Here is an 18,746-nt window from a genome sequence, read left to right as displayed (position 1 = left end):
AGCACGTCGAGTTCAAGGAAGGCAAGATCAAGTAAGGCCTTCTCCGCTTCGCCTCGCGAGGCGGGACCAGAATTCAGAGAACGCCCGGTCCCAAGGCCGGGCGTTTTTCGTTGTCCGCCGGGGCGGGGCCGCGCAGCTGCCGCTCCGCCTCCGCCAGCGCCGCGCCGAGGCTCTCCAAAAGCGCCCGTCCGGCATGCAGCGTATAGGCCGCGTTGACCAGCGGGCCGCTGATCACGACCTCGCCTTCGCACGCGGTCACGCGCGGAGCTTCGTCAAAGGCGTCGAGCGGGGACTGGGCCATGAGCCGTTCATGCGGCTCGGCCCCTGAACCGGACGCCCTGCCCGCCTTCATCCGGCATTCACAAGTCTCGATTGATCGGGACCCGGCCGCCGCGGTCTCAGGCCGCCCGCGAGATCACCTGATTCCGTCCGCGGCTCTTTGCCTCGTAGACCCCCTCGTCGGCCCGCTTCAGTAGGCCCTCCGGGGTGTCGCCCTCGAGGCTCGCGGCCACCCCGATCGAGACGGTGATGGTCAGCCCCTCGGCCCCGCCCATGATCGGGAAGGGCTGGGCCTCGATGTCGCGGCGGATACGGTCGGCCACCCGCGCGGCCGCTTCCAGGCTGGCGCCGGGCATGACCACCACGAATTCCTCGCCGCCCAGCCGGCACGGCAGGTCGATGGCCCGCACGTTTGTCGCCAGCCGCACCGCGAACTCGCGCAGCACCTCGTCGCCGGCGTCGTGGCCGAAGCCGTCGTTGACCGCCTTGAAATGGTCGATGTCCATGACCAGCACCGCGACTCCGTCGCCGCCCTGCCCCGCCCGCGCCACCATGGCCTGCAACTGGCCCGCCATGTAGCGGCGGTTGTGCAGCCCCGTCAGGGCGTCGGTGACCGCCATCTCGAGGCTGTAGTCCAGCTTCTCCTTGAGGAAGTCGGCGTAGCGCTTGCGCTTGATCTGGGTCCGCGCCCGCGCCATCAGCTCCTCGGGGTCGACCGGGCGCGGCAGGATGTCATTGACGCCCAGCTCCAGCGCCTTCAGCAGGCGCGGCCGTTCCGCCGGGTCGACCACGGCCAGGATCGGGGTCCGCCGCGACGCCTCGCTGGACCGCGCCTGGGCCACGAAGCGCAGGCCGTCGAAGCCGCTGCCCGAGACATTGACGATCATCAGGTCGACCGGCCCGCGCGCGGCGATCAGGGCCGCCGCCGGATCGCTCTCCACCACCGGCCGATGCTCCCCGGCCAGATGGGTGACCATCTTGCCGGTCTGCAGCTCGTTGTCGTCGACGATCAGCACCCGGCCGCCCGAGCCGCGCAGCCGCCCGGCCCCGTCGGAATCGACGCCGAGCCGGCGGCCGCTTTCCTCGCGCTCGCGCAGCTCGTCCATCACCGCCTTCAGCCGCACCAGCGACTTGACCCGGGCGAACAGGATGACGTCGTCGATCGGCTTGGTGACGAAATCGTCGGCCCCGACGCCCAGCCCCTTGATCTTGTCATGGCGGCCGTCCAGCGCCGTGACCAGCACCACCGGGATGTGCCGCGTCACCGGATCGGCCTTCAACCGCTTGCAGGTCTCGAACCCGTCCATCCCCGGCATCATCACATCCAGCAGGATGATGTCGGGCCGCTCGGCCGAGGCGATCTCCAGCGCCGTGGCGCCGTCCATCGCCGTCAGCACCTCGTAATATTCCAGCGTCAGCTTGGCCTCGAGCAGGCGGACGTTCGGCTCCACATCGTCGACGACGAGGATGCGCGCTGTCATGGGACCAGCGCCTCGACCGGGCCGAGATGCTTGCGCACCACCTCGAGGAAATGCGTCACCGAGATTGGCTTGGAGATATAGGCCTCGCAGCCGCCCTGCCGGATCCGCTCCTCATCGCCCTTCATGGCGAAGGCGGTCACCGCCACCACCGGGATGTGATTCAGCTCCTCGTCGTCCTTCAGCCATTTGGTGACCTCCAGACCGCTGATCTCGGGCAGCTGGATGTCCATGAGGATCAGATCGGGCCGGTGCTGCCGCGCCAGGGCGAGCGCCTGCAGGCCCTCGCGGGTCTGCAGGGTGCGATACCCCTGGGATTCGAGCAGATCATGAAAGAGCTTCATGTTCAGCTCGTTATCCTCGACGATGAGGACCGTCTTCGACATCATCACCCGGCCTGTTCCGCCCCTCTCGGGACGCCATGTATCGGAGGCTTGCACGCCTTCTTCCTCCGCACTCTGGCCCCGCGTCTCTTAAGTTGACGTGAAGCGCGCCTCCCCTCACGTCCGTCATCCTCGGGCTTGTTCCGAGGACCCATTTCGCCGTCGCACGAGCCTTCGCATTGGGGCACGATGACAGGGCCATGCACGACCCTCAGCATCCACCTCGACAATGGGTCCTCGGGACAAGCCCGAGGATGACGGTGCGAGGGTGAAATCCATCTGCCGCGACTGCCTGCACACCGCCGACGCCCTCATCGAGCGTTGCCCGACGTGCGACTCGCGCCGCGTCGTCCGCCACGCGGAACTGGCCCGGCTCACCATCGCCCACCTCGACTGCGACGCCTTCTACGCCTCGGTCGAAAAGCGCGACCGGCCGGAGCTCCGCGACAAGCCGGTCATCGTCGGCGGCGGCAAGCGCGGCGTCGTCACCACCGCCTGCTACATCGCCCGCCTGTACGGCGTCGGCTCGGCCCAGCCCATGTTCAAGGCGCTCAAGGCCTGCCCCGACGCCGTCGTCATCAAGCCCGACTTCGCCAAATACAAGGCCGCCAGCGCCCACATCTTCGGCGCGGTGCGCGAGCTCACCCCGCTGGTCCAGACCCTGTCGCTGGACGAGGCGTGGATCGACCTCGCCGGCACGGAACGCCTCAACGGCGGCCCCCCGGCCTTCCAGCTGGTCCGCCTGCAGAAGCGCATCGAGGACGAGACAGGCCTGACCGTCTCCATCGGCTTGGCGACCAACCGCTTTCTCGCCAAGGTCGCCTCCGAACTCGACAAGCCGCGCGGCTTCTCGGTCATCGGCTCCGAGGCCCAGGCCCTGCTGGCGCCCAGGCCGGTCGGAATCCTGCCCGGCGTCGGCCCGGTGTTCCGCAAGACGCTGCAGAGCGACGGCTTCGCCACCGTCGGCGACCTCGCCGCCGCCGACCCGCGCGACCTGATCAAACGCTACGGCGAGACCGGCCTGCGCCTGCACGACCTCGCCCATGGCCGCGACGCCCGCTCGGTCAATCCCGGCCAAGAGCGCAAGGGGATGAGCGCCGAAACCACCTTCAACGAGGACCTGACCACCGCCGGGGATCTCGAGGCCGAGCTCTGGCCCCTGTGCGAGAAGCTGGCCGCCAAGGCCCGCCGCGACGGGGTCGCCAGCCGGGTCATCGTGCTCAAGCTTCGCCGCACCGACTTCAAGATCGTCACCCGCCGCATCACCGTGCCTGAGCCGGTCCAGACCGCCCGCGCCCTGTTCGCCGCCGGCCGCGAGTTGATGGCTCCCGAGCTCGGCCGCCCCTACCGCCTGATCGGCATCGGCATGGGCGACGTCCACGACGCCGTCGATGGGCCCACGGCCCTGTTCGACTCCCCCGAAACCCGCGCCCTCAAGACCGAAACCGCCATCGACCGGCTGAGGGCCAAATTCGGGGCCGGAGCGGTGGTGGCGGGGAGAGCCCTGAAAGGCTGATCCCGGCGTTCACCTCCCCATTCGCGTCAGGCGAATGGGGAGGTGAGCGTGACGCTGTGCTGGCAATCCGCGAAATTATAGTCCGATTGCGCGGAATATCTCCGGCCGCATCAACACCCTGGCCTTTTCTCAAACCGATCTTCCATCCGCGCAGACCGGCGGACGTACAATGCGCCCTTCGACCACCGGTCTTTGACAATCGAACCGCAGACCGCCGCCCCAGGCGCAAAGCCTACCCCATCCCGCGAATGCAGACTCTGCCGACTCTGCCATAGCGATTTCCGCCGATGCCGACTCTGCCGACTCTGCCACACTGTTTTTTCCGTCTGCCCGGGTCCCGACCCGCCGCATCGACGCCGCTCTTCCCGCACGCTAAACCGCCCCCAATTCCCAATCAGGAGCTTCCCATGACCGTCGCCGCCCGCCTCGCCGAACTCGGCATCACCCTGCCGGAACCCGCCAAGGCGGTGGCCAACTACGTGCCGGTCGTGCGCACCGGCAACCTGCTCCACATCTCGGGCCAGCTCTCCAACGACGCCTCGGGCGGCATCAAGGGCACCGTCGGCGCCGACGTCTCACCCGAACAGGCCCAGGCCGCGGCCCGCATGTGCGGCGTCAACCTGCTGGCCCAGATGTCCGCCGCCCTCGACGGCGACCTCGAGCGCGTCGTCCGCGTCGTCAAGCTGGGCGGCTTCGTCCAGGCCGCCGGCGACTTCGAGGCCATCCCCGCCGTCATCAACGGTTGCTCCGACCTGATGGTCGAGGCCTTTGGCGACAAGGGCCGCCACGCCCGCTCCGCCGTCGGCGTCTACAAGCTCCCCCTCGGCTTCGCCGTCGAGGTGGACGCCATCGTCGAGGTGCGGTGACCTTTACCCTCCGCGTAAACGACCGGGTCGCCGGCATCGGCCGCGAGGCCTGGGACGCCTGTGCGTCCCCCTCCGGCGACCCGTTCGTCTCCTTCGACTTCCTCGACGCCTGCGAGGCCTCCGGCAGCGCCGTCCCCCGTGAAGGCTGGGCCGGCCGCCACCTGTCCCTGACTGACGAGACCGGCCGCGTCCTCGGCGTCATGCCCCTCTGGCTCAAGGCTCATAGCCAGGGCGAATACGTCTTCGATCACAGCTGGGCCGACGCCTACGAGCGCGCCGGCGGCCGCTACTATCCCAAGCTGCTCGGCGCCGTGCCCTTCACCCCCGTCACCGGCCCCCGCTTCCTCGCCCGTCCGGACACGGACGCGGCCACCGTCCGCGAGGCCCTGCTGCAGGGCGCCCTGGCCCTCACCGAACGGCTCGGCGTCTCCTCCCTGCACGTCAATTTCCCGATCCGCGACGACTGGGCAGCCATGGGCGAGGCGGGCCTGCTCCAGCGCCAGGACATGCAGTACGTCTGGCGCAACGGCGGCTACCAGAGCTTCGACGACTTCCTCGCCGCCCTGTCCTCCAGCCGCCGCAAGACCGTCCGCCGCGAGCGACGCGAGGCCCGGGCCGGGCTCGACATCCGCGTCCTCACCGGCGCCGATATCGAGGAGGCGCACTGGGACGCCTTCTTCGCCTTCTACATGGACACCGGCTCGCGGAAATGGGGCCGGCCCTATCTGACCCGCGACTTCTTCAGCCGCATTGGCCGGGCCATGGCCGACCGCATCGCCCTGATCATGGCCTTCCGGGAGGGGGTGCCCATCGCCGGGGCCCTAAACCTGATCGGCCGCGACGCCCTCTACGGCCGCCAGTGGGGGGCGCTGGAGGACGTGCCGTTCCTCCATTTCGAGCTCTGCTACTACCGGGCCATCGAGTTCGCCATCGAGCGTGGCCTGTCGCGGGTCGAGGCCGGGGCCCAGGGCGAGCACAAGATCGCCCGCGGCTACATGCCGACGCCGGTCTACTCGGCTCACTGGATCGCCGACCCGGCCCTGCGCGCGCCGGTCGCGAACTATCTCGAGCGCGAGCGCCCCGCCGTTGACGCGGAAATCGACGCCATGGCCGCCGAACTGTCGCCCTTCCGCAAGGGCGGCTGACGGCTCAGGCGCGCCGGGCCTCGCCGCCGATGAACCACCCGGCGATCCAGCTGACCACGCCGGTGACGATGGCCGCCCCGATCCCGGCCCACAGACCGTCGACCACGAAGCCGCCCAGCAGCGCCGCCACCAGACCGATCACCGCCGCGTTCACCACCAGCAGAAACAGGCCGAAGGTGATGAGGGTCAGCGGAAAGGTCAGGACGGTCAGGACCGGCCGCACGATGGCGTTGGCGATGCCGAGCAGGATCGCCGCCAGCAGCAGGCTCGGCGTATCGCTGAACCCGACGCCGGGCACGACTTCCGCCGCCAGCCAAAGCGCGAGGCAGGTGACGAGAAACTGGACGATGAACCGCAGCATGGCCGACTCCCTCCGGACCTTGACCATAACACCCGAACGCCGCCGGGGCTCCCCTCTCGCCACCGCAGCCGCTAGCCTCTCTGCAATCAGCCGGAGCGCCCCATGACCCTTCACGCCCCCTACGACCCCGACAACATCTTCGCGAAGATCCTGCGCGGCGAGATGCCGGCGGTGAAGGTCTGGGAAGACGACCACGTCCTCGCCTTCATGGACGTCTTCCCCCAGTCCGAGGGCCACGTCCTGATCGTGTCGAAGACCTCGACCGCCCGCACCCTGCTCGACATCGAGCCCGAGGTGCTGGCCCGGCTGATCGAGGCGACCCGTCGCACCGCCCGCGCCGTGGTCAAGGCGCTGGACCCTGAAGGCTTCCAGATTATGCAATTTAACGGCGAGGCCGGCGGCCAGACCGTCTTCCACCTGCATTTCCACATCGTCCCGCGCTGGTCCGACCGCCCCATGAAGGGTCACGGTCACGCCCCCATGGCCGATCCGGAAACCCTGCGCACCCTCGCGGACCGCATCGCCGCCGCGCTCGACTGAACGCCGTTCATTGACGCTCCCGCCCACAAGCGTAGCTATTGTCCGGCGGCGGACTCATCCGCCGCGCCTTGGGAGGGGCGATCCATGAACGCGAAACTGAACTGGCTGGGCATCATCGTGGCGACGGTGGTCGCCTTCTTCGTCGGCTTCCTTTGGTATGGCCTGATCTTCTCCGAGCAGTGGATGGCCCTGACCGGGGTCACCGACGAGGGCTCGGGCGATTCGATGTGGATGATGTTGGGCGTGGTCCAGACCTTCGTCACCATGGTCGGCCTCGGCTGGTTCATCGGGCGCGACGGCGGCGGCGGCTGGATGCACGGCCTCAAGATCGGCCTGATCGCGGGTGTCTGCTTCGCCCTGATGACTTCGGCCTACGGCTTCATCTACCAGACCTCGCCGATGGGGCTGCTGCCCATCGACTGGAGCCATCTGCTGGTCGTCTACGCCGTCGGCGGCGCGATCATCGGCGGCCTGAGGATGAAGCCCAAGGCCTGACGACGCGCTTGCCTCGACCGCTGCTCGCCAGCATAAGGGCCGCCGTCACGACGGACGCCGGTTTAGCTCAGCTGGTAGAGCAGCGGTTTTGTAAACCGAAGGTCGCGGGTTCGATTCCTGCAACCGGCACCGGTCCGTCAGCCCTTGCGGGCGCCGCACGCCCGGCAGACGTGAGTCCCCTTGCGGCTGCGGCTCATGTCCCACTGATGGTGGCAGAACACGCTCCGGACCATGGCAACCAAGGTCCTCCCCCGCACCGGCGGCCGGACGACCGCACTGCTATTGCTCAGCATCGCGGCGCCGAGCGGGCTTCATGCAGGCGAGCGAAATGGCTGGCGGCGTCCGCCCCGAACAGCACCGGATCGGCCGAATGCGCGTCCTCGATAACGGCGAGGACGGCGTCGATCGCCTCCTCCCGCGTCGGACGCGCGCCTTGGACCAAGCGGTCCAGCAGGCTCTGAAGCATCTCCCGGCGTTCCTGGGCCTGCGCCTTCAGGACCTTGGTGCTGGGCCGGATCAGCTCGGGCGAGCGAGCCGGATGCGGCGGCGACCCGCCGACAGGCGTGAACTCTGGCAAGGCGTCCAGCGTCAGGGGCGCGACGGCCAGTCCGCCTTTCCGATGCGCGGCGACAGCCACTCCCAGCGGCTCGCCGGTCAGGACGTCGACTACCTCACCCGCCTGCAGCTTTCCGCAACGCCGGCAGCGATCCGAGCGATGACGCTCGGACCAGTAGAAATCATGCCTGCAAAGCAACGGTTTGAGCGGCGACAACATGGAAACTCCCCCGGACCGGCGACGATTCGCCGAATCCGAAAGGATTTGTCAACCATTGTTCACCCGACGGGGGTATCAGCCCCCGCCCAGAGCGACCGCCACGCGATAGGTGATCAGGGCCGCCAGGTACGCCAGCCCGAACATGTAGGCGACCATCACCCACATCCATTTCCACGAATTGGTCTCGCGCTTGACGACGCCCAGCGTGGCCACGCACTGCGGCGCGAAGATGTACCAGGCGAGGAAGGCCAGTCCCGTGGCCAGCGGCCACTGGCCGGCGAGCGTCGTGGCCAGGACGGCAGTGGCGGTCTCGGGATCGGCGACGGCGTAGACGGTGCCCAGCGCCGCGACCGCCACTTCGCGAGCCGCCATGCCCGGGATCAGGGCGATGACCATCTGCCAGTTGAAGCCGATCGGTGAGAAGATCGGCTCCAGCGCCTTCCCGATCATGCCGGCGAAACTGTAGTCGATGGCCGGTTGGGTGGCGCCCTCCGGGGGATAGGGGAAGGTCGACAGGGCCCAGATCAGCACCATCAGCGGCAGGATGATCCGCCCGGCGCGCTCGAGGAAAATCCGTGCCCGGAGCCACAGATTGAACAGCACGCTGCGTGGATCGGGCGTCTTGTAGGCCGGCAGCTCCATCATGAACGGCTCGACCGCGCCCCGCCAGAAGATGCGCCGGATCACGAAGGACACCGCCAGCGCGCTGAGGATCCCGGCCGCATAGAGGCCGAACATCACCAGCCCCTGCATGTTGGCGAAGCCCCATACCGTCTGGTTCGGGATGAAGGCGGCGATGATCAGGGTGTAGACTGGAATCCGCGCCGAGCAGGTCATCAGCGGCGCGACCATGATGGTGGTCAGCCGGTCCCGCTTCGAGTCGATGACCCGCGCGGCCATCACGCCCGGGATGGCGCAGGCGAAACTGGACAGCAGCGGAATGAAGGCGCGGCCGTGCAGGCCCGCCCCGCCCATGATCCTGTCCATCAGAAAGGCGGCCCGGGCCATGTAGCCGAAGTCCTCGAGCACGATGATGAACAGGAACAGGATCAGGATTTGCGGCAGGAAGACCAGCACGCTGCCGACGCCCGAGATCAGGCCGTCGACGATCAGGCTCTGCCAGATGCCGTCCGGGATGATCGTCCCAACCCAGATGCCGAGCCCGCCCAGCAGGCCCTCGATGCCGTCCATCAGCGGCGTGGCCCAGGTGAACACAGCCTGGAACATGACGAACAGCAGGGCCAGAAGGATCACCAGCCCGCCGACCGGATGCAGCAGCACGGAGTCGATCCGTCCGGTCAGGGTGTCCGGCCGCTCGGGCGGCTGGACGCAGGCCTTCATGATCCGTTCGGCCTCGCGGGCCGCGCCGCGCAGGGCGGCCGCGTCGGGCGGCGTCCACGCCATCTCCGCCCCGGGCGACCAGGTCGCCGCCGCCGCCTCGATCGCCGCAACCAGGTCCTCGATGCCGCGCCGACGCGTGGCCACGGTGGTCACGATCGGCAGGCCGAGTTCGGCCGACAGCCGGTCGAGATCAATCCTCAGCCCCTGACGCTGGGCGATGTCGTACATGTTCAGGGCCAGCACCATCGGCCGGCCCACGGCCTCCAGCTCCAGCACCAGCCGCAGCACCAGCCTCAGGTTGGTGGCGTCGGCGACGCAGACGATCACGTCCGGCGGGACTTCTCCGGCCAACCGCCCCAGCACCGCGTCGCGGGTGACCTCCTCGTCGGGGCTGCGGGCCCGCAGCGAATAGGTGCCCGGCAGGTCGAGCACGGACATGGTCCGCCCCTCGCCGCCGCGGATGAGGCCTTCCTTGCGCTCGACCGTGACGCCCGCGTAGTTCGCCACCTTCTGGTGAGCGCCCGTGAGGGCGTTGAACAGCGCCGTCTTGCCGCTGTTGGGATTGCCGACGAGCGCGACGCGCGCGCTCCGAACCGCCATGTCCATCAGGCGGGAACCCGCGCGGCCGCCGCCGGCTCATCGAGCGTGGCGAAGGCCGCCTCCATGCGGACCATGAGGCCGGCGGCCTCGCGCCGGCGTAGCGCCACGCGCATGTCGTCCACCTTCATGGCGATCGGGTCGCCGCCCAGCAGCCCTTCGTGCAGCAATTCGATGCGCGCGCCCTCGACGAAACCGAGCTCCAGCAGGCGGCGCTCCAGCTCCAGGGCGTGCTCGTCGTGGTGGCAGTGGTCGCCGACCTGGACGATGACGCCGCGATCGCCGCGGCGGGCCTGGCTGAGTCGGATGGTGTCGGACATGACGCTCACGCAACGGCGCGATCGGCGCGCCTATATGACAGTGATTATCAGGTGCGATAGCGGTCCGTCCACCCTGTCGAAGCGTCGCAGCCCGTTGTCGGCGGCCCCCGTTGCGCTATCACAAGGGCGAAGTTCCGGAGAGCCGCATGATCCGCCCCGCCCTGTTCGCCGTCGCCGCCGCCCTTGGCCTCGCCGCCTGCGGCCAGACTGACCGGACCCCCGAGGCTTCCCAAAACTCGCCGCCGAGACCGGCCCTGACGGCGGAACAGAAGGCGGCCCTTCTCGCCGCACTGCCGGCGCCCTACAACGCCGCCGACCTTGAGAACGGCCGCCGGGTCTTCGCCCGCTGCCGCTCCTGTCACACCATCACCGAGGGCGGGCCGAACATGACAGGCCCCAATCTGTATGGCGTCTTCGGCCGACAGGCGGGCGGCCACCCCGACTACAACTATTCGGTCGCGGTCAAACAGGCCGGGTTCGCCTGGGACGGCGAGCGGCTGGACCATTGGCTGGAGAACCCGCGCACCTTCCTGAAGGGCACGAAGATGAGCTTCGCGGGCATTCCGGACGCCACCGACCGACGCGACGTGATCGCCTTCCTGAAGGTCGAGACGGGCTACACGCCGCCCCCGCAGCCCTGATCTATTCGGCGGCGGCCGGGACGGCGTCGTTGGCCGCGGTCTCCTGCGCCTCCCACTCCTGGATCTTTCGGGCCGTGTATTCGGGCGACTTGGTGAAGCGCGCCAGCACGCCATAGATCACCGGCACCACGAACAGGGTCAGCAGGGTCGCGAACATGGCTCCGGCGAAGATGACCACGCCGATGGTCTGACGGCTGCCAGCGCCCGCCCCCTGCCACAGCACCAGCGGCAGGGCGCCGAAGGCGGTGGCTATCGAGGTCATGATGATCGGACGCAGGCGCAGGGTCGAGGCCTCGATGATCGCCTCGTGGATCGACCGACCCTGATCGCGCAGCTGATTGGCGAACTCGACGATGAGGATGCCGTTCTTCGCGGCCACGCCGATCAGGATGATCAGTCCGATCTGGCTGTAGATGTTCAGGCTCGACCCGGCCATCACCAGGCCGAACAGCCCTCCGGCCGCGGCCAGCGGGACGGTCAGCATGATCACCGCCGGGGTGATCCAGCTCTCGAACTGGGCCGCCAGCACCAGGAAGACCAGCAGCAGGGCCAGGCCGAAGGCCGCGGCGACCGCGCCGCCCGCCTCCTTCTGGTCCCGCGCCGCGCCGCCCCACTGGGTCGTGACCACGCCTTGGGGCTGCTCGCTGGCGACCCGGGTGAGGAAATCGGTCGCATCGACCAGGGTAGTGCCCGGATTCAGGTCGGCGCTGAGAGAGATGGCGCGCTGCCGGTCCAGTCGGCGACGATCAGGCGTGTCTCCCGAGGTCTGGGTGGTAACCACGGCAGACAGCGGCACCAGCTGGCCAGAGCCGGTCTCGACATACAGGGCCTCCAGGTCGCCGACGTTGCGCCGGTTGGCCCGCTCGGTCTGCAAGATGACGTCGTACTCCTGACCGCCGCGCAGGTAGGTGGTCGCCCGCCGGGAACCGAACATGGTCTCCAGCGTGCGCCCGATCGCCTGCGACGACACGCCGAGGGCCGCCGCCTTCTCCGGATCGACGTCGACCAGCAGGCGCGGCGCGTTCGGCTCGTAGTTCAGCCGCGGCCGCGAGAAGCCGGGGTTCTGCAGCGACGCCGCCAGCACCGGCTGCAACCACTGGTAGATGTCCTCGTACTCGGCCCCGGTGACCACCATCTCGACCGAGTTGGAGTTGCCGCCGCCCCGCTGGAAGGCGCCGGGCACGGAGGCGTTCACCTGGGCGTCGGTCTGGCCGCGCAGCTTGCCGTTCAGGTCCTGGGCGATCTCGTCGGCCGAGCGATCGCGCTCCGACCAGTCCTTGAGGGTCAGGACGGCATTGCCCGAGTTGAAGCTGCCGCCGCCGAAGCCCGGCGCGGAGATCAGATAGCTGTCGACCTCGCCCGCCTGCCGATACTCCTCGAGGATCGGCTCGAGCCCCAGCATGATCCGGCGCGTGTAGTCGAAGCCGGCGCCTTCGGGGCCCTGGACCCGGACCGTCACCCGTCCGCGATCCTCGTCCGGCACCAGTTCGTTGGGCAGGGTGAAGAACATCACCGCCGCGCCGCCGGCCACGAACAGGATCAGGGCCGCGACCCCGACCACGGCGACGCGCCGGTCGAGCAGCGCCTCCAGCGAGTTCCTGTAGGAATTCTTCAGCGCCTCCATGGCGCGGTCGACCCTGCGCGCCACCCAGCCGCTACCGGCCGCCGGCCGGAGAATCTTCGAGGCCAGCATCGGCGACAGGCTGAGCGCCAGGAAGGCGGAGAAGGCCACCGCCGCCGCGATAGCCGCGGCCAGCTCAACGAACAGCCGCCCGACGTAGCCGGGCAGGAACAGCAGCGGCGCGAACACCGCCAGTAGCACCACCGTCGTCGCCACCACGGCGAAGAAGACCTGCCGGGCGCCGCGCTCGGCCGCCACCAGCGGCGGCTCGCCATGGTCGATGCGGCGCTGGATATTCTCGGTCACCACGATGGCGTCGTCGACGACGAGACCGATCGCGAGCACCAGCGCCAGCAGGGTGAGCAGGTTCAGCGAGAAGCCGAGCGGCGCCAGGACGATGAAGGTCGACAGCAGGCAGATGGGGGCCACGATCGACGGGATGAAAGCCGCCCTCAGCGTGCCCAGGAAGACGAAATTCACCAGCGCCACCAGCGCCAGCGAGATGCCAATGGTGATCCACACCTCGTCGATGGCGTGCGCCGTGAAGACGGAGTTGTCCGAGCCCACGACCAGCTCCACCCCCGGCGGCAGGCTGGGCCGGACGGTCTCCAGCATCTCCGTCACGCCATCGGAAATGGCCAGGTCGTTCGACTGCGCCTGGCGGGTGATGGCGAGGCCGATCTGGTCCAGACCATTGCCGCGGAACAGGCGACGGTCCTCCTGCGGCGCCTCCTCGACGCGGGCGATGTCGCCCAGCCGGGTCACGTAGCTGGCCGCGCCCTGAATGGCCCCCATCGCGCCGCTCGGCAGGGCCGTCGCACTCGAGGACTGACCGCCGCCCGTGGTCGCCGAGGCGGAGCCGCCCGTTCCGATCGGCAGCTGGCGGAAGTCCTCGGCCCGGGCGTAGGTCCGCGCCACCCGCACCGTATAATCCTTCTGGCCCGACTCCAGCGTGCCGGCCGGGAGCTCGACGTTCTGGCTGGTCAGGGCGCTCTCGACGTCGCTGACAGTCAGGCCGCGCGCCGCCAGAGACGCCGGATCGATCCAGATGCGCATCGAATAGCGCTGCTCTCCATAGATCTGCACCTGGGCGACGCCAGGCACCGTGGCCAGCCGGTCGATCAGATAGCGGTCGGCGTAGTCGGTCAGGGCCAGGCGATCCATCGAGCTGGAGCGGAGGAACAGGATCATGATCGGCTGGCTGTCCGTGTCGGCCTTGGCCACCGTCGGCGGATCGGCCTGATCCGGCAGACGGCCGACGACGCGCGAAACGCGGTCGCGGACATCGTTCGCCGCCGCGTCGATGTCGCGGTCCAGCGAGAATTCGATCGAGACGTTGGAACGGCCGTCCCGACTGGTGGAGTTGATCCGCTCCACGCCCTGGATGCCGGCGATCTGCTGTTCGATCGGCTCGGTGATCCGGCTCTCGATGACCTCGGCCGAGGCCCCGGCGTAGGAGGTGCTGATCGACACGATCGGCGGATCGACGTCCGGCAGCTCGCGGACGGGCAGGAAGAAGAAGGCCGCCGCGCCGATGACGCACAGCACGATCGCGGCCACCGCCGCGAAGACGGGACGCCGGACCGCGACGTCGGACAGCATCATGGCCGCGCGCCCTTGGCCGGGGCCTCGGAACGCGCGCCCGCCACCCGAACCGGCGCGCCCGGCTGGATGCGGTTCAGGCCCGAGCCGACCACGCGGTCGCCGGCCTCGAGGCCGGACAGGATTTCAACGAATCCGCCTTCGACCGCCCCGGTCTCGACCTCGACGCGCTGGGCGCTGGCGCCGCGTTCGCCCCGGGCGATGCGGTAGACGAAGGCGCCGTCGCCCTCGTACTGGACCGCCGCTTCGGGCACCGCCGGCGCCGTGCGCACGCCCTGCTGTACCGCGACCCGGACCAGCATGCCCGGGCGGATGCGGCCGCCGGGATTGGCGATCTCGGCGCGCGCCGTGGCGGAGCGGGTCTGCTCGTTGACCCGGGTGTCGATCAGGGCGATGCGGCCGCCGAAGCCCTGCTCGCCGAAGGCGTCGGCCGTGGCCGTGATCGGCGTGCCCTGGCGCAGCACGCCGAGGTAGCGCTCCGGGACCGGGAAATCGACGCGGATCACGTCGATGTCGTCCAGCGTGGTGATGATCGCCCCGGGATTGACCAGCGTGCCGGCGGTGACCGTGCTCAGGCCCAGAACGCCGGCGAACGGCGCGCGGATGATCCGGTCGCCGCGCCGCGCCTGCGCCGCCGTCAGCGACGCCCGGGCGGTCTGGAGTTCGGACAGGTATTGCTCGGCGGTCGCCCGCGGCGCGATGCCGCGATCGGCCAGATCCTTGTAGCGGTCGTACTGGCGCTGGGCTTGGTCGACCCGGGCCCGGGCCTCGATGATGCCCGCGTCCTCTTCCCGCGCCTGCAGTTCGACCAGCGGCGTGCCCGCGGCGACCCGCTGGCCGTCGGTGAACAGGACGCGGGTGATCAGTTCGCTGGTCGAGGAGGTGATGTTGACCGAGCGGCGGCCCCGTGCCACGCCGAGCACCCGGATTTCGTCGCTGAACTCGCGCGGCGTGGCGACGGCTTCGGACACGGTCTGGCCGCGGCCCCCGCCGGGCCCTCCGCGTCCGCCCGGGCCGCCGCCCTTCTCTTCGCCGGCGAAAGCGATGCGCAGGATCACCGCAACGACCATCACGGCGAGCAGGACCGCCGCGGCGGCGAGGAAGAAATGGCGCTTGATCACGCGGGGCAGGCTCCGGGTGGGGACGAGCCGACTTAGCGGCTCCCGCCGTCGACGCAACTAGAGTCTCTGCAACGTGCGGTGTTTCAGAATCCGTCGCCTGTGCGGCAAGGAATTTCGCCGTTCAGAAACGGCGCCAGAGACCGATCACCGGACCGCTCGCCTCGGGAGTTTCCCGCCCTGCGACGGTCTGCCGCCAGCCGGCCTGCAGGCTCCAGTCGCCGAAGTCGCGGACGACCGACGCCTCCATCGACACCCAACGCGCCTCGCCGCCGTCCGTCTGGCCGCCGAAGGCCTGGGCGAGGACCATCCAGTCGTCGCCGATGTGGGCTCCATAGGTGAGATCGACCCGGGTCTCGTCCGGCAGGCCCTGCCGCATTCGCCGGGCGGCCTGAAGCTCGACGAAGGAGCGCGGCGGGACGGGCCCCCAGCCCGCTTCGAAAGACCGCCCGAGGGACGCCCGCACTTCCCAGTCCTGATCACCCTCCCCCGGCGCCGCATACCCGGCGTTGCGCCCTTCGCCGCCCGTCGCATAGCCCGCGTAGAGGCTGACGGCCGTGCTCTCGTCGCGCCAGGCCTGCCAGGTGATCCCGAGTTCGAGCGGCCCCCGCCCCTCGAAGTCGACGAAGGCGTCCTCGCCGGATTGCCAGTCGCCCTTGAACTGCACCGTCAGCCGGTCCGTGAGGCCGTACTGCGAGAAGACGCCGAGGGAGGTGTCGCGCCGCTCGGCCGGCAGATCGGCCAGCACGCCGTCCGGATCGAAGCCCCGATCCGCGGTCATGTGCTCGAGTTTGACGATGATCTGCCCCTTGCCCTTGGGCTGGGTCCAGGCGCCGGCGACCAAGGGAGTGGCGAGGGCCGCCGCCATCAATCCGGTCAACAGCCCCCCGACGCGGGTCACACGTCGTAGCCCGGCGATCTCCGGTCGAGCATTCGAAGCGCCCCCGGCCAGGCGAGGGCGGAGATGAAGCCGATGCCCTTGCCCTGCTCGCGCGTCTCGGCCTGCGCCGCCTCCGGGGCCATCAACACGTGTTCGCGGCCGACCGAAAGCGCCGCCACCTGCTGGGCGCAGGCGCGCTCGAGGAAGAACATGCCGACCCACGCCTGCGCCGCTGTCTGACCGACCGCCAGCGTGCCGTGGTTGCGCAGCAGCATCAGCGGCTTGTCGCCCAGGTCCGCCACCAGCCGCTCCCGCTCGTCGTGGTTCAGCGCCAGCCCCTCGTAGCCGTGGTACGCGACCTGGTGCTGCAACAGGCAGGCGTTCTGGCCGAGCGGCAGCAAGCCCTCCTGCTGCGCCGCCACGCCGACGCCGGCGACCGTGTGCAGGTGGATGACGAAATGGGCGTCCTCGCGCGCCGCGTGGATCGCGGAATGGATGGTGAAGCCGGCCGGGTTGATGAAGTTCGTCGTCTCCTGGACGATGTTCCCCTCGAGATCGACCTTGACCAGGCACGAGGCGGTCATCTCCTCGAAATAGAAGCCGTACGGGTTGATCAGAAAATGCTTCTCCGGCCCCGGCACGCGCGCCGAGATGTGGGTGAAGATCATGTCGTCCCAGCCGTGCAGGGCCACCAGCCGGTAGAGGGCGGCGAGCTCGACACGGGTGTTCCACTCCGCCTCGGAGACGCGGGATTTCAGGGAGGCGGTCGCTCCATCGGCCATCGTCCGGGTCCTCAAGGTTGCGTATGGCGGCGCACGCTCGCGCCGGGCGGGGCCGGCGTCAAGATTCAGCTTCCGTTAACCCTGCCTTAGCGGCCTGCCGCTACGCTTTCCGGAGCCGAATCGTCGGCGCGCCGGAGACTCCCTTGACCGTCGCTCAGCTTCGCCACCCTCCCCTCGCCTCCCCGCCGGACTATCCGGACCTTCTGGCGCTGGCGCGCAACCCCAGCGCCGATGCGCGCGAGCGGCTGCTGCTCGGCGTGGTCGCCCTGTGCGACGCCCGTCCGCCATCCGGCGAGCTGTCGCCCGTGCTGGGCGAAATCTTCCTGACCCTCGCGCGGCAGGCGGAGCGCGAGGTGCGCAAGGTCCTTTCGCAGCGCCTCGCGCATGCTGACTGGGCCCCGCCTGCCCTGATCCACGTCCTCGCCCTCGACGAGATCGAGATCGCGCGCCCGGTGCTCGCCGCCAGTCCCCTGCTGCAGGACGACGACCTGTTGCGCGTCCTGGTCGAGGCGACGCTGGAACACCAGATTGAGGTCGCCCGCCGGCCAAACCTCGGCGGTCGCGTCGCCGACGCCATCATCGACCGGGGCGAGCCGGCCACCCTAACCGCCCTCGCCTTCAACCAGACCGCCGAAATCAGCCTCGACAGCCTCCGGCGGCTGGTCGAACAGTCCCGCCGGGTCGCGGCGCTGCGTGGCCCGCTCACCCGCCATCCGCGCATGACCGAGCAGCTGGCGGAGCAGATGTACCAATGGGTCGGTGCGGCCCTCCGTCAGTCGATCTGCGCCCGTTTCCAGGTCGACGAGGCGAAGCTCGCTCCCCTGATCCAACAGTCGGTCTACGACGCCCGATCCGGAACCATGACGCCTGTTCCGGCCAACGACCCGGACCGGGACGAAATGGAGCGCCGGCTGGTCGCCAAACTGCAGAGCGCGGGACAGCTACGGGCCGGCTACCTCATCCGGGCGGTGCGCGAGCGGCGGCTCGGGCTCTTCGTCCATGCGCTGGCCACCCTGGGCGGATTCTCGGTCGCCCAGGTGCGGGAGGCTCTGGCCGCCCGCAGCCCGGAGGCGCTGTACTACGCCTGCGCCTCGGCCGGCGTGGACCGCGCGGTCTATCCGGCCCTGCTGGCCGAGGTTCGCCTCCTGAACGACGGCTTCCCCGGCGACCAGGGCGCGGCCGTCTGGATGCGCGGCGCCATTTCCCCGGCCTCGGCCGCCCGGTCATTCCGCGCGCTCGTTGCGGCCTGAACACGGCCCGTTTGACTTCGCCCCCGGGCTCGGCTTGCGTAGCCGGGTGACCCAGCCGGACCTTCGCATCGCCTTCGTCGCCTCGGACCGCCCCGAAGCGGTAGCCGCCCGTGACCGCCTGATCGAGCTGTACGGAAACGCCGACGCCGCCGCGGCCGACGTCATCGTCGCCCTTGGCGGGGACGGCTTCATGCTGGAGACGTTGCACGCCAATCTGCAGCGCCGCACGCCCGTGTTCGGCATGAACCGCGGCTCGGTCGGCTTCCTGATGAATGCCTATCGCGAGGACGACCTGGCCGAGCGGCTGGCGCGGGCCGAGACGGTCAAGCTCAGGCCGCTGGTCATGCGCGCCAAGACAAGGGGCGGCCCGACCAAGTCGGCGCTGGCGATCAACGAGGTGTCGCTGCTGCGCCAGACCCGCCAGACCGCCCATATCGGCATCAAGGTCGACGGCGTCGAGCAGATCCAGAACCTGATCTGCGACGGCGTGCTGGTCGCCACCCCGGCCGGCTCGACCGCCTACAACCTGTCGGCCCACGGGCCGATCGTGCCGCTCGGCGCCGGGGTGCTGGCCATGACCCCGATCTGCGCCTTCCGCCCGCGGCGCTGGCGCGGGGCCCTGGTCCCGCACAACGCCCGCATCGAGTTCCTCGTGCTCGACCCGGACAAGCGCCCGGTCAGCGCCACGGCCGACTTCACCGAGGTTCGCGACGTGGTCAGCGTCGCCGTCGAGGAAGACAGGAACCGCGCCTGCCA

General features: G+C 69.6%; 19 protein-coding genes and 1 tRNA gene. 9 read left to right on the top strand and 11 right to left on the bottom strand.

Annotated features, from left to right (window positions below):
• Nucleotides 1–73 precede the first annotated feature (73 nt).
• From VEC04_RS04805 to VEC04_RS04795, 3 genes are all read right to left on the bottom strand, one after another.
• Nucleotides 74–301 (bottom strand): hypothetical protein, encoded by a 228-nt coding sequence (locus tag VEC04_RS04805; RefSeq protein WP_324774381.1) that lies wholly within the window; start codon nucleotides 299–301, stop codon nucleotides 74–76.
• Between the two features lie 97 nt (nucleotides 302–398).
• A complete protein-coding gene (locus VEC04_RS04800) occupies nucleotides 399–1,760 on the bottom strand; it encodes a PleD family two-component system response regulator (protein ID WP_324774379.1) in 1,362 nt (453 codons plus the stop codon).
• Complete coding sequence (locus VEC04_RS04795) at nucleotides 1,757–2,143, bottom strand: response regulator (protein WP_324774377.1); 387 nt, start codon at nucleotides 2,141–2,143, stop codon at nucleotides 1,757–1,759. The genes VEC04_RS04800 and VEC04_RS04795 overlap by 4 nt, the downstream gene beginning before the upstream one ends.
• A 265-nt stretch (nucleotides 2,144–2,408) precedes the next feature.
• Here VEC04_RS04795 and VEC04_RS04790 point away from each other — a divergent pair, with 265 nt between their 5' ends.
• The 3 genes from VEC04_RS04790 (at nucleotide 2,409) to VEC04_RS04780 (ending at nucleotide 5,667) form a co-directional block, all read left to right on the top strand.
• Entirely contained in the window at nucleotides 2,409–3,656 is a 1,248-nt protein-coding gene (locus VEC04_RS04790) for a DNA polymerase IV (RefSeq protein ID WP_324774376.1), read from the top strand.
• Between the two features lie 407 nt (nucleotides 3,657–4,063).
• Nucleotides 4,064–4,522: a RidA family protein gene (locus VEC04_RS04785; protein WP_324774374.1), complete on the top strand. Its 459-nt coding sequence runs from the start codon at nucleotides 4,064–4,066 to the stop codon at nucleotides 4,520–4,522.
• The gene (locus tag VEC04_RS04780) at nucleotides 4,519–5,667 is read left to right on the top strand and encodes a GNAT family N-acetyltransferase (protein WP_324774372.1); all 1,149 of its coding nucleotides are present in this window, start codon (nucleotides 4,519–4,521) and stop codon (nucleotides 5,665–5,667) included. The genes VEC04_RS04785 and VEC04_RS04780 overlap by 4 nt, the downstream gene beginning before the upstream one ends.
• Nucleotides 5,668–5,671: 4 nt before the next feature.
• Here VEC04_RS04780 and VEC04_RS04775 read toward each other — a convergent pair whose 3' ends face one another.
• Nucleotides 5,672–6,028 carry a phage holin family protein gene (locus VEC04_RS04775; RefSeq protein ID WP_324774370.1) on the bottom strand — a complete coding sequence of 119 codons (357 nt, stop codon included), beginning with the start codon at nucleotides 6,026–6,028 and terminating at the stop codon, nucleotides 5,672–5,674.
• A 102-nt stretch (nucleotides 6,029–6,130) separates the two neighbouring features.
• On the opposite strand from VEC04_RS04775, the gene VEC04_RS04770 reads away from it, so the two are divergent.
• From VEC04_RS04770 to VEC04_RS04760, 3 genes are all read left to right on the top strand, one after another.
• Nucleotides 6,131–6,568 (top strand): HIT family protein, encoded by a 438-nt coding sequence (locus tag VEC04_RS04770; protein WP_324774368.1) that lies wholly within the window; start codon nucleotides 6,131–6,133, stop codon nucleotides 6,566–6,568.
• Between the two features lie 84 nt (nucleotides 6,569–6,652).
• The gene (locus tag VEC04_RS04765; protein WP_324774366.1) at nucleotides 6,653–7,063 is read left to right on the top strand and encodes a DUF1761 domain-containing protein; all 411 of its coding nucleotides are present in this window, start codon (nucleotides 6,653–6,655) and stop codon (nucleotides 7,061–7,063) included.
• 56 nt (nucleotides 7,064–7,119) lie between these two features.
• Nucleotides 7,120–7,192 (top strand) — tRNA-Thr (locus VEC04_RS04760).
• Nucleotides 7,193–7,349: 157 nt separating this feature from the next.
• Here the strand turns inward: VEC04_RS04760 and VEC04_RS04755 are convergent.
• The 3 genes from VEC04_RS04755 to VEC04_RS04745 form a co-directional block, all read right to left on the bottom strand.
• A complete protein-coding gene (locus VEC04_RS04755; RefSeq protein WP_324774364.1) occupies nucleotides 7,350–7,700 on the bottom strand; it encodes a hypothetical protein in 351 nt (116 codons plus the stop codon).
• Between the two features lie 213 nt (nucleotides 7,701–7,913).
• Complete coding sequence (gene feoB / locus VEC04_RS04750) at nucleotides 7,914–9,785, bottom strand: ferrous iron transporter B (RefSeq protein ID WP_324774362.1); 1,872 nt, start codon at nucleotides 9,783–9,785, stop codon at nucleotides 7,914–7,916.
• Entirely contained in the window at nucleotides 9,785–10,096 is a 312-nt protein-coding gene (locus tag VEC04_RS04745; protein ID WP_324774385.1) for a FeoA family protein, read from the bottom strand. Before VEC04_RS04745 ends, feoB begins: the two co-directional genes overlap by 1 nt.
• A 146-nt stretch (nucleotides 10,097–10,242) precedes the next feature.
• Here VEC04_RS04745 and VEC04_RS04740 point away from each other — a divergent pair, with 146 nt between their 5' ends.
• Nucleotides 10,243–10,737 carry a cytochrome c family protein gene (locus tag VEC04_RS04740; RefSeq protein ID WP_324774360.1) on the top strand — a complete coding sequence of 165 codons (495 nt, stop codon included), beginning with the start codon at nucleotides 10,243–10,245 and terminating at the stop codon, nucleotides 10,735–10,737.
• A 1-nt stretch (nucleotide 10,738) separates the two neighbouring features.
• Here the strand turns inward: VEC04_RS04740 and VEC04_RS04735 are convergent, their stop codons facing one another.
• From VEC04_RS04735 to VEC04_RS04720, 4 genes are all read right to left on the bottom strand, one after another.
• Nucleotides 10,739–13,960 (bottom strand): efflux RND transporter permease subunit, encoded by a 3,222-nt coding sequence (locus VEC04_RS04735; RefSeq protein WP_324774383.1) that lies wholly within the window; start codon nucleotides 13,958–13,960, stop codon nucleotides 10,739–10,741.
• Entirely contained in the window at nucleotides 13,960–15,081 is a 1,122-nt protein-coding gene (locus tag VEC04_RS04730) for an efflux RND transporter periplasmic adaptor subunit (protein WP_324774358.1), read from the bottom strand. The genes VEC04_RS04735 and VEC04_RS04730 overlap by 1 nt, the downstream gene beginning before the upstream one ends.
• Before the next feature lie 121 nt (nucleotides 15,082–15,202).
• Nucleotides 15,203–15,958, bottom strand: coding sequence for a hypothetical protein (locus VEC04_RS04725; protein WP_324774356.1), 756 nt, complete (start codon nucleotides 15,956–15,958; stop codon nucleotides 15,203–15,205).
• Nucleotides 15,959–15,975: 17 nt separating this feature from the next.
• A complete protein-coding gene (locus tag VEC04_RS04720; RefSeq protein ID WP_324774354.1) occupies nucleotides 15,976–16,740 on the bottom strand; it encodes a class II aldolase/adducin family protein in 765 nt (254 codons plus the stop codon).
• Between the two features lie 143 nt (nucleotides 16,741–16,883).
• On the opposite strand from VEC04_RS04720, the gene VEC04_RS04715 reads away from it, so the two are divergent.
• Together VEC04_RS04715 and VEC04_RS04710 are read left to right on the top strand one after the other, a co-directional pair.
• The gene (locus tag VEC04_RS04715; RefSeq protein WP_324774352.1) at nucleotides 16,884–17,990 is read left to right on the top strand and encodes a DUF2336 domain-containing protein; all 1,107 of its coding nucleotides are present in this window, start codon (nucleotides 16,884–16,886) and stop codon (nucleotides 17,988–17,990) included.
• A gap of 46 nt (nucleotides 17,991–18,036) precedes the next feature.
• Nucleotides 18,037–18,746: NAD kinase (locus tag VEC04_RS04710; protein WP_414642648.1), on the top strand; the 710-nt coding region annotated here is incomplete at its 3' end.

The organism is Brevundimonas sp. (assembly GCF_035626535.1).
Taxonomy (GTDB): Bacteria; Pseudomonadota; Alphaproteobacteria; order Caulobacterales; family Caulobacteraceae; genus Brevundimonas.
Note: the sequence above shows the minus strand (reverse complement) of the source record. Positions and strands in the feature narration are given on the sequence as shown.

Excerpts from the sequence above, each read along its gene's own strand:
- VEC04_RS04770 (WP_324774368.1), top strand. The coding sequence starts at position 6,131 with ATGACCCTTCACGCCCCCTACGACCCCGACAACATCTTCGCGAAGATC.
- VEC04_RS04745 (WP_324774385.1), bottom strand. The coding sequence starts at position 10,096 with ATGTCCGACACCATCCGACTCAGCCAGGCCCGCCGCGGCGATCGCGGC.
- VEC04_RS04740 (WP_324774360.1), top strand. The coding sequence starts at position 10,243 with ATGATCCGCCCCGCCCTGTTCGCCGTCGCCGCCGCCCTTGGCCTCGCC.
- VEC04_RS04795 (WP_324774377.1), bottom strand. The coding sequence starts at position 2,143 with ATGTCGAAGACGGTCCTCATCGTCGAGGATAACGAGCTGAACATGAAG.
- VEC04_RS04735 (WP_324774383.1), bottom strand. The coding sequence starts at position 13,960 with ATGCTGTCCGACGTCGCGGTCCGGCGTCCCGTCTTCGCGGCGGTGGCC.
- feoB (WP_324774362.1), bottom strand. The coding sequence starts at position 9,785 with ATGGACATGGCGGTTCGGAGCGCGCGCGTCGCGCTCGTCGGCAATCCC.
- VEC04_RS04785 (WP_324774374.1), top strand. The coding sequence starts at position 4,064 with ATGACCGTCGCCGCCCGCCTCGCCGAACTCGGCATCACCCTGCCGGAA.
- VEC04_RS04775 (WP_324774370.1), bottom strand. The coding sequence starts at position 6,028 with ATGCTGCGGTTCATCGTCCAGTTTCTCGTCACCTGCCTCGCGCTTTGG.
- VEC04_RS04800 (WP_324774379.1), bottom strand. The coding sequence starts at position 1,760 with ATGACAGCGCGCATCCTCGTCGTCGACGATGTGGAGCCGAACGTCCGC.
- VEC04_RS04805 (WP_324774381.1), bottom strand. The coding sequence starts at position 301 with ATGGCCCAGTCCCCGCTCGACGCCTTTGACGAAGCTCCGCGCGTGACC.
- VEC04_RS04720 (WP_324774354.1), bottom strand. The coding sequence starts at position 16,740 with ATGGCCGATGGAGCGACCGCCTCCCTGAAATCCCGCGTCTCCGAGGCG.
- VEC04_RS04765 (WP_324774366.1), top strand. The coding sequence starts at position 6,653 with ATGAACGCGAAACTGAACTGGCTGGGCATCATCGTGGCGACGGTGGTC.